This is a genomic window from Lysinibacillus sp. GbtcB16, assembly GCF_019091145.1.
GTDB classification, from domain to species: Bacteria; Bacillota; Bacilli; order Bacillales_A; family Planococcaceae; genus Lysinibacillus; species Lysinibacillus fusiformis.
In genome coordinates, this window is record NZ_JAGXJV010000475.1 from 1 (window position 1) to 265 (window position 265).

Consider the following 265-nt stretch of genomic DNA (forward strand, 5'->3'; position numbering starts at 1 on the left):
CTGCCGGATGAATTCCTTGATCGCCACTAGCTGAGCAGGCGTCGCTCTTTTGGAGAAGCCGTAGGCATTGGACCAGCCGCCGTTAATATAGCCGTCTCCCGGCCCGCCCATATCCGGAAAGCTCATGAAGCCTACGTCGTTCAGAATGGTCGACTTCTCGGGATCAAGCAGCGGTGTGTTGGCCCAGGAGCCGTCGAACATGAAGGCAGCTTCGCCGCTGCTGAATTTATTTTGCTGCTCGGCATAGGAGAGCGCCAGGCTTCCT

1 pseudogene is annotated in these 265 nt (G+C 57.4%); it reads right to left on the reverse strand.

From position 1 onward, the window contains the following. Positions 1-265: pseudogene (locus KVT27_RS24960) on the reverse strand (ABC transporter substrate-binding protein); the annotation flags it as partial.